We start from the raw sequence: 7,422 nt of genomic DNA on the forward strand, positions 1-7,422 counted from the left end.
CCCTGATCATGCTCGCGTCTGCTAGGACCGGGCCTCCCCTGGCCGCCGGAGGTAGCGACAGACGCATGGATGAAGGTTAATGTTAGCGTTATCATGCGTGACGCCGTCCCCCACCACCACCGCCACCGCCACCGCCACCGCAAGGGGAATCCATGGACATGAAGAGAAGGCTGCACCGTTCGCTGGCCGCAGCGGGGACCCTGCTGGTCCTCGTCGCCGGGGCCGGCGTCTACGTGGTCTCCGGGACGCCCGGCGTCGCCCGGGCAGCCGGCACCGGCCCGTGCGACATCTACGCCTCCGGCGGCACGCCGTGCGTGGCCGCGCACAGCACCACCCGAGCCCTGTACGGGGCGTACAACGGCCCGCTCTACCAGGTCCGCCGCTCGTCGGACAACACCACCCGCGACGTCGGCGTGCTCACTGCCGGGGGCGTCGCCAACGCCGCCACCCAGGACACGTTCTGCGCCAACACGAACTGCGTCATCACGGTCATCTACGACCAGTCCGGCCGCAACAACCGCCTCACCCAGGCGCCCCCGGGCGGCTTCACCGGCCCCGCCGCCGGCGGGTACGACAACCTCGCCGACGCGAAGGCGGCACCGGTCACCATCGGCGGCCAGAAGGCGTACGGCGTCTACATCGCGCCCGGCACCGGCTACCGCAACAACAACACGAACGGCGTCGCGACCGGCGACCAGCCCGAGGGCATCTACGCCGTCGTCGACGGCACGCACTACAACCAGTGGTGCTGCTTCGACTACGGCAACGCGCAGACCAACGTCCAGGCCGACGAGCGCGCCATCATGGAGACCGTCTACTTCGGCGCCAACAAGCAGTGGGGCTACGGAGCAGGGGCGGGCCCCTGGATCATGGCTGACCTGGAGTGGGGCCTGTTCTCGGGGGTGAACGCGGGTTACAACAACATCGCGTCGATCAACCACCGCTTCGTGACCGCCATGGTCAAGGGCGAGCCGAACCACTGGGCGATCAGGGGTGGGAACGCGCAGTCGGGCGGCCTGACCACGTACTTCGACGGCCGACGCCCCAACGGCTACAACCCCATGAAGAAGGAGGGGGCGATTCTGCTCGGCATCGGTGGCGACAACAGCATCACCGGCCGGGGCACCTTCTTCGAGGGTGTGTTGACGTCCGGCTACCCGTCGGCCGCCACCGACGACGCCGTGCAGGCCAACATCGCCGCTGCCGCCTACACCCCCGCCAGCGGCGGCAACCCGCAGCAGAACGTCCAGGTCGTGGGCGCCCAGTCCGGCCGCTGCGTCGACGTGCCGAACGGCACGACCACCAACGGCACCCAGGTGCAACTGTGGGACTGCATCAGCAACAGCACCGCCCAACGCTGGACCTACACCGCCGGAAAGCAGATCCAGGTGTACGGCAACAAGTGCCTCGACGCCAACGGTCAGGGCACCACCAACGGCACCCAGGTCATCATCTGGGACTGCCACGGCGGCACCAACCAGCAGTGGAACGTCAACGCGAACGGCTCCATCACCGGCGTCCAGTCCGGGCTCTGCCTCGACGCCAACGGCGCCGCCACCGCCAACGGCACGAAGCTCATCCTCTGGGCCTGCAACGGGCAGCAGAACCAGCAGTGGGCCCTGCGTAGCTGATCAGGCCGCCGATCGCGCCGTCTCCGGGTCGTCACCACGGCCCGGAGGCGGCACGCCCGCGCCGGGTCAGCGGGCCTCCGGGTCGAGGCCGAGCACGGCTCGTCCGCCGTCGACCGGCAGCGTCACCCCGTTGACGAAGCTCGCCGCCGGCGACAGCAGGTACGCGACCGCCTCCGCCACCTCGTCCGCGCGCCCGATCCGGCCCACCGGATGCAGCCGGGTCAGCTCGGCGTCGATCCACTCGGCCTGGGACGGCTCCTGCGCGGCGAGGAACTCGGCGTGCCGCTCGGTGGCGATCGAGCCGAGCGCGACGGCGTTGGCGCGGATGCCGTGCCGCCCGTACTCGACTGCTAGCGCCCGGGTCAGCCCCTCCACGGCGGCCTTCGCCGTGGCGTACGGCAGGGCGCCCGACACCGGCCGGCGGGCCTGGTGCGACGAGACGTTCACGATGGCCCCGCCCGTGCCGGCGGCCAAAAACCGGCGGACCGCCACCGCCGCGCCCACCACGGCCGGGCGCAGGTTCAGCCCGATCAGGTCCAGGACGGTGTCGGCCGACGCCGAGTGCAGTGCCGCGTCCCGGAAGACCGCTGCGTTGTTCACCCAGCCGGTGAGACGGCCGGCGCGCTCAGCCACCTCGGCGGCGCGCTCGGCCACCCGCTCGTCGCCGGCGTCGCCGACCACCGGCAGCAGGCGGTCGCCGGCCGGGTGCCCGGCCAGCCAGTCCACCGCCTCGGCGTCGCGCTCCACGACGACGACCGTGACGCCGGTGGTCACCAGCCGTTGCACCACCGCCCGGCCGATGCCACGGCCGCCACCTGTCACCACGCACGCGGTGGCCACCGGGTCAGCCGTCCGATCGGCGGTGCACGACCACGCACGCCAGCCCCGGCCCGGCGTGCGCGGCGACCACCGCGCCGGCCTCGGAGACGTACGTGTCGTGCAGCCGTGCGCCGAGCCGCTCGGTGAGCGCGGCGAGCAGCGCCTCGGCACGTTCCGGCGCAGCCAGGTGGTGGACGCCGAGGTCCACGTCGTCGTCGCCGGCCGCCTCGACGGCCAGGTCGACGAGACGGGCCACTCCCCGGCTGGCGGTACGCACCTTCTCGCGGAGCACGATCGCCCCGTCCGGCATGTGCATGATCGGCTTGACCGACAGGGCGGTGCCGAACAGCGCCTCGGCCGCGTTGATCCGGCCACCCCGGCGGAGGAACTCCAACGTGTCGACGTAGAACCAGACGGTGGTCCGGGCGACGGCGGCGAGCGCCGCGTCGCGTACACCGGCGAGGTCTGCCCCGGCCTCGGCGGCCCTGGCGGCCGCGACGGCCGGGAAGCCGAGCCCCATGCCGGCGGAGCGGCTGTCGACGACCTCGACCCGACCGTCGAAGTCGGCGGCGGCCAGCCGGGCCGCCTCGACGGTGCCGGACAGGCCGGCGGACAGGTGTACCGAGACGACGCCGTCGGCGCCCTCGTCGAGGAGGCGGCGGTACGTCCGGGCGAACTGCTCGGGCGCCGGCCGGGAGGTGCTGGCCGAGACCCGCCGCTCGCGCAGCGCCCTGGTGGCGTCGGCGGGCTGGGTCTCCACCCCCTCCAGACCCTCCGCGCCGTTGAGCACGACGGTCAGCGGAACGACGGTCAGCCGGTGCCGACGCACCAGCTCGGGCGGGAGGTAGGCGGTGGAGTCGGTGACGACCGCGACGGGCATGCCCGGCACGCTAGCCGATCACGACGGGATACGCCGAGGCGCGAGCGCGCCGACCCCGGGTGGGGACGGCGCTCAGACCGCGTCGACGACGGCCGGGGCGGTGACCAGGCCGACGTTGTGCCCCCGCAGCTGCCAGCCTCGAACGTCGTCGTGCCGCAGCTCGGACCAGTGGCAGTTGGCCAGCGAGCCGATGGTGCGCAGCACGTCGGTGGGCCAGCCGAGCAGGTGGCCGATGCCCTGGCGGGAGCCGCCGCCGTGGGTGGCGAGGACCACGGTCCCGCCGGGGGTCACGTCGGCCGCCGCCAGGAACGCCGCCGCGACCCGCTCGCCGAGGTCGTGCAGCGGCTCCAGGTCGGCTCCCGGCGCCGGGTCGCCGGCCCGCCAGCGGGCGTACTCGGCGGGGAAGCGCTCGGCGACCTCGGTGAGGTGCAGGCCCTGCCACTTGCCGAAGTGCCGCTCGCGCAACCGGGCGTCGGTGCGGACCGGCAGCCCGGTCAGCGCGGCCAACGCCGCCGCGGTCTCCGCGGCGCGGCTCAGGTCGCTGGACACGATGGCGTCGGGACGCAGCGACGCGAGCAGCGGTGCGGCGGCGCGGGCCTGGTCGCGGCCCAGCTCGTTGAGGGGTACGTCGGTCTGCCCCTGGACGCGGTTGGCGGCGTTCCAGTCGGTGTTGCCGTGCCGCCAGACGATCAGCCGGGTCATTCGGCTGCGGCGGTCCCGCTGGCGTCGGCCTCGACCAGGTCGCGGTCGACGAACGGGATGGTGGGGCAGTCCTTCCAGAGGCGGTCGAGCCCGTAGAACTCGCGCTCCTCGGTGTGCTGAACGTGCACCACGATGTCGACGTAGTCGAGCAGCACCCAGCGGCCGCCACGCTCACCCTCGCGCCGGATCGGCTTGGCCTTCTCCGGAAGCTCCAGCAGGCGCTCCTCGATGGCGTCGACGATGGCGAGCACCTGACGCTCGTTGGGGGCGGCGGCGAGCAGGAACGCGTCGGTGATGGCGAGCTGGTCGCCGACGTCGATGATCGCGATGTCCTGCGCCTTCTTGTCGGCGGCGGCCTGGGCGGCGGCGATCGCCAGCTCGTGAGCGCGTTCGGAAACTGTCACCGTTCTCCTTCGATCAACCGTGCGATCCTCCAAGCGTCTCACACCCGGCGAGGTCACGACCCGTCAGTTCTGGTCGATTAGACGCACGGAACGGTGCATACCGGACGTGATCAGGGCTGATAGAGGCGTCGCTTGGCGATGTACTGCACCACACCGTCGGGCACCAGATACCAGACCGGTTCACCCCGGGCGACCCGGGCACGGCAGTCGGTCGACGAGATGGACATCGCGGGCACCTGGATCAGGCTGACCGTGTCCGCCGGAAGGTGCTCGTCGGTCAGCGGGAAGCCGGGACGGGTCACCCCGATGAAGTGCGCCAGCTCGAAGATCTCGTCCAGGTCCTTCCAGGACAGGATGCGTTGCAGCGCGTCCGCGCCGGTGATGAAGAACAGCTGCACCTTGGGGCCGTACTCGGCCTGGAGGTCGCGCAGGGTGTCGACCGTGTACGTCGGGCCGCTGCGGTCGATGTCTACCCGGCTGACCTGGAAGCGGGGGTTGGAGGCGGTGGCGATGACAGTCATGAGGTACCGGTCCTCGGCGGGGCTGACCGGTTCGTCAGCCTTCTGCCAGGGCTGCCCGGTCGGCACGAACACCACCTCGTCCAGGCCGAACCGGTCGGCAACCTCACTGGCCGCGACGAGGTGCCCGTGGTGGATCGGGTCGAAGGTGCCGCCCATGATCCCGATCCGCCGGATATCTTCCTCCACCCCGTGATCGTAGGCCGGGCGCCGGGGCAGGCCGCCAGGGCCCGGTGCCGGCGCGTGGGGGGTCGCCAAGGGGCCGATCCCGTGCATATACTCGTCTACGAGTAGTCGTCAGCGAGTAAGGGGACGTCATGTCGAAGCGGCGCAAGGTCGGCAACCTGCTGGCACTGGCCGTGCTCTCTGCCCTCGTCCAGCGGCCCATGCACCCCTACGAGATGGCCAGCACCCTGCGCGCTCGGGGCAAGGACCAGGACATGGAGATCAAGTGGGGCTCCTTCTACACGGTCATCCGCAACATGGAGAAGCACCAGTTGATCGCCGCAGTGGAGAGCGTCCGCGAGGGCCGACGTCCGGAACGCACCGTCTACCGGATCACCGACGCGGGGCGGGCCGAGCTTGTCGACTGGGCGCGTGAGCTGGTCGCCACGCCGATGCCGGAGCATCCCCGCTTCCGGGCCGGCCTGTCCGTCCTCGCCGCCCTGCATCCCGACGAGGCCATCGACCTGCTCCGGCAGCGACTCGACCGGCTGGACGACGCGCTTCACCAGGACCGCGAGACGCTCGACGCCCACCTGCGGGAGATCCCCCGGCTGTTCCTTGTCGAGTCGGAGTACGACCTGGTCATGCGCGCCGCGGAGACGACCTGGCTGCGGGCCCTGCTCGCCGAGCTGACCTCGGGCAGCTACCCGGGGCTGGACACGTGGCGGGCCTTCCACGAGACCGGCGAGATGCCGGCCGAGCTGACCGAGCTGGCCGAGAGGACCAGCAGCGACCCCGACAACGCCGACTGAGAAGACAGCTCCGGCGGGGTGCGCCAACACCCCGCCGGAGCCCTACCTCGAACCGACACCTGAGCAGGCACCCGGCCCGAAGCGGCAAGCACGAGGATAACCGGGTTCCCTCCCAGGTCGGTTCGTACGCACGCACCCGACGACACCCAGGGAGAGAACATGACCACGGCACGAACCGCGATCGTCATCGGCGGCGGCATCGCCGGCCCGGTGACGGCGCTCGCGCTGCACCGCGCCGGCATCACCGCCACCGTTCACGAGGCGTACCCGGCCACCTCCGCCGGAGTGGGCGGCATCGGCGGCACCCTCGCGCTCGCGCCCAACGGCGTGGCGGCCCTGCGGGCCGTCGGCGCGGACGAGGCGGTGACGGCGATCGCCACCGGAATCCACCGCACCGTCATGGCCGTCGGCCGTCGGCGCATCGACCTGCCCACGTTGGCCGGAGTGCCGCCGCTGCGCGTGGTGCACCGGGCCGAGCTGCACCGCGTGCTGCACGACCGGGCGGTCGCCGAGGGCGTCGCCTTCGCATACGGGCGGCGGCTGGTCGCCGTCGAGCAGACCGACAGCGGCGTGACCGCGCGCTTCGAGGACGGCAGCACGGCCACCGCCGACGTCCTGGTCGGCGCGGACGGCATCCGGTCCACGGTCCGTGGCCTCATCGACCCGGCCGCGCCCGGCCCCCGGTTCACCGGGCTGCTCGGCTTCGAGGCGGTCGCCCGGCACGAGGTGGACGCCGAGGCGGGCACGATGACGTTCGCGTTCGGCCGACGCGGCTACTACCTGTACTGGCCGGAGCCCGGCGGCGGCACCCGCTGGGGGGCCAACCTGCCGCAGCAGCGGCCGATGAGCCTCGTCGAGGCCCGCGCGGTGCCGGCCGAACAGTGGCTGGACACGCTGCGCGGGACCTACGGCGACGACGACCCGGGCGGGCAGCTGATGGCCACCAGCAGCGCCGCCGAACTCCAGGCCGTCGGGTCGTTGCAGATCATGCCGCCGGTGCCGCACTGGCACCGTGGGCGGATGGTGCTGGTCGGCGACGCGGCGCACGCGCCGTCGAACAGCTCCGGGCAGGGCGCCTCGCTCGCCATCGAGAGCGGGGTGCAGCTCGCCCGCTGCCTGCGGGACCTGCCCGACGTGGCGTCCGCGTTCGACGCGTACGTGCGACTGCGCCGCACCCGGGTCGAGAAGGTCGCCGCCCGCGCGGCCCGGATCAACCACACCAAGGCGCCGGGGCCGGTCGCGCGGACGCTGATGCCGCTGCTGATGCCGCTGCTCGTGCGCACGGCGATGGACCCGGAGCGGACCATCGCCCACGAGCAGCGCCACGTCATCGACTTCGACGCCCCCGTGACCGCGGAGCCCGCGCTGCGCTGACCGCCGTGGGGGGGGGGGGGGGGGCCCCCCCCCCCCCCCCCCCCGCCCCCAACCCCCGCGGGCCGGACCCCGGGGGGCGCCCGGGCCCCCCCCCCCGCCGCCGCGGCGGCCCCCCCC

General features: G+C 72.8%; 8 protein-coding genes. 3 read left to right on the forward strand and 5 right to left on the reverse strand.

Annotated features, from left to right (window positions below; translation table 11 throughout):
• Positions 1-152: 152 nt before the first annotated feature.
• A complete protein-coding gene (locus tag ACLQ27_RS30975) occupies positions 153-1,631 on the forward strand; it encodes an arabinofuranosidase catalytic domain-containing protein (RefSeq protein ID WP_357576040.1) in 1,479 nt (492 codons plus the stop codon).
• Positions 1,632-1,697: 66 nt separating this feature from the next.
• Here the strand turns inward: ACLQ27_RS30975 and ACLQ27_RS30980 are convergent, their stop codons facing one another.
• The 5 genes from ACLQ27_RS30980 to nadD all read right to left on the reverse strand — a co-directional run bounded on the left by ACLQ27_RS30980 (position 1,698) and on the right by nadD (position 5,143).
• On the reverse strand, positions 1,698-2,471 hold the full coding sequence (locus ACLQ27_RS30980; RefSeq protein WP_357498332.1) for an SDR family NAD(P)-dependent oxidoreductase: 774 nt from the start codon (positions 2,469-2,471) through the stop codon (positions 1,698-1,700).
• A gap of 4 nt (positions 2,472-2,475) precedes the next feature.
• Entirely contained in the window at positions 2,476-3,330 is an 855-nt protein-coding gene (locus tag ACLQ27_RS30985; RefSeq protein WP_357498330.1) for a DegV family protein, read from the reverse strand.
• 72 nt (positions 3,331-3,402) lie between these two features.
• Positions 3,403-4,032, reverse strand: coding sequence for a histidine phosphatase family protein (locus tag ACLQ27_RS30990; RefSeq protein ID WP_234586884.1), 630 nt, complete (start codon positions 4,030-4,032; stop codon positions 3,403-3,405).
• Complete coding sequence (gene rsfS / locus ACLQ27_RS30995) at positions 4,029-4,436, reverse strand: ribosome silencing factor (protein WP_234586881.1); 408 nt, start codon at positions 4,434-4,436, stop codon at positions 4,029-4,031. Before rsfS ends, ACLQ27_RS30990 begins: the two co-directional genes overlap by 4 nt.
• A 110-nt stretch (positions 4,437-4,546) precedes the next feature.
• Positions 4,547-5,143: a nicotinate-nucleotide adenylyltransferase gene (gene nadD, locus ACLQ27_RS31000; protein ID WP_203178711.1), complete on the reverse strand. Its 597-nt coding sequence runs from the start codon at positions 5,141-5,143 to the stop codon at positions 4,547-4,549.
• Between the two features lie 128 nt (positions 5,144-5,271).
• Between nadD and ACLQ27_RS31005 the strand changes: the two genes are divergently transcribed.
• Both ACLQ27_RS31005 and ACLQ27_RS31010 read left to right on the forward strand, forming a co-directional pair.
• Positions 5,272-5,931, forward strand: a complete 660-nt coding sequence (locus tag ACLQ27_RS31005) for a PadR family transcriptional regulator (protein ID WP_425870070.1) — start codon at positions 5,272-5,274, stop codon at positions 5,929-5,931.
• Between the two features lie 159 nt (positions 5,932-6,090).
• Entirely contained in the window at positions 6,091-7,305 is a 1,215-nt protein-coding gene (locus ACLQ27_RS31010) for an FAD-dependent monooxygenase (RefSeq protein ID WP_357498323.1), read from the forward strand.
• The last annotated feature ends 117 nt before the right edge of the window (positions 7,306-7,422 follow it).

Origin of the sequence: Micromonospora sp. DT63 (assembly GCF_049841615.1) — a bacterium.
Classification (GTDB): domain Bacteria; phylum Actinomycetota; class Actinomycetes; order Mycobacteriales; family Micromonosporaceae; genus Micromonospora.

Bases quoted from the DNA above. Each gene is read 5' to 3' on its own strand.
- ACLQ27_RS31005 (WP_425870070.1), top strand. From the start codon at position 5,272: ATGTCGAAGCGGCGCAAGGTCGGCAACCTGCTGGCACTGGCCGTGCTC.
- ACLQ27_RS30985 (WP_357498330.1), bottom strand. From the start codon at position 3,330: ATGCCCGTCGCGGTCGTCACCGACTCCACCGCCTACCTCCCGCCCGAG.
- ACLQ27_RS31010 (WP_357498323.1), top strand. From the start codon at position 6,091: ATGACCACGGCACGAACCGCGATCGTCATCGGCGGCGGCATCGCCGGC.
- ACLQ27_RS30975 (WP_357576040.1), top strand. From the start codon at position 153: ATGGACATGAAGAGAAGGCTGCACCGTTCGCTGGCCGCAGCGGGGACC.
- ACLQ27_RS30990 (WP_234586884.1), bottom strand. From the start codon at position 4,032: ATGACCCGGCTGATCGTCTGGCGGCACGGCAACACCGACTGGAACGCC.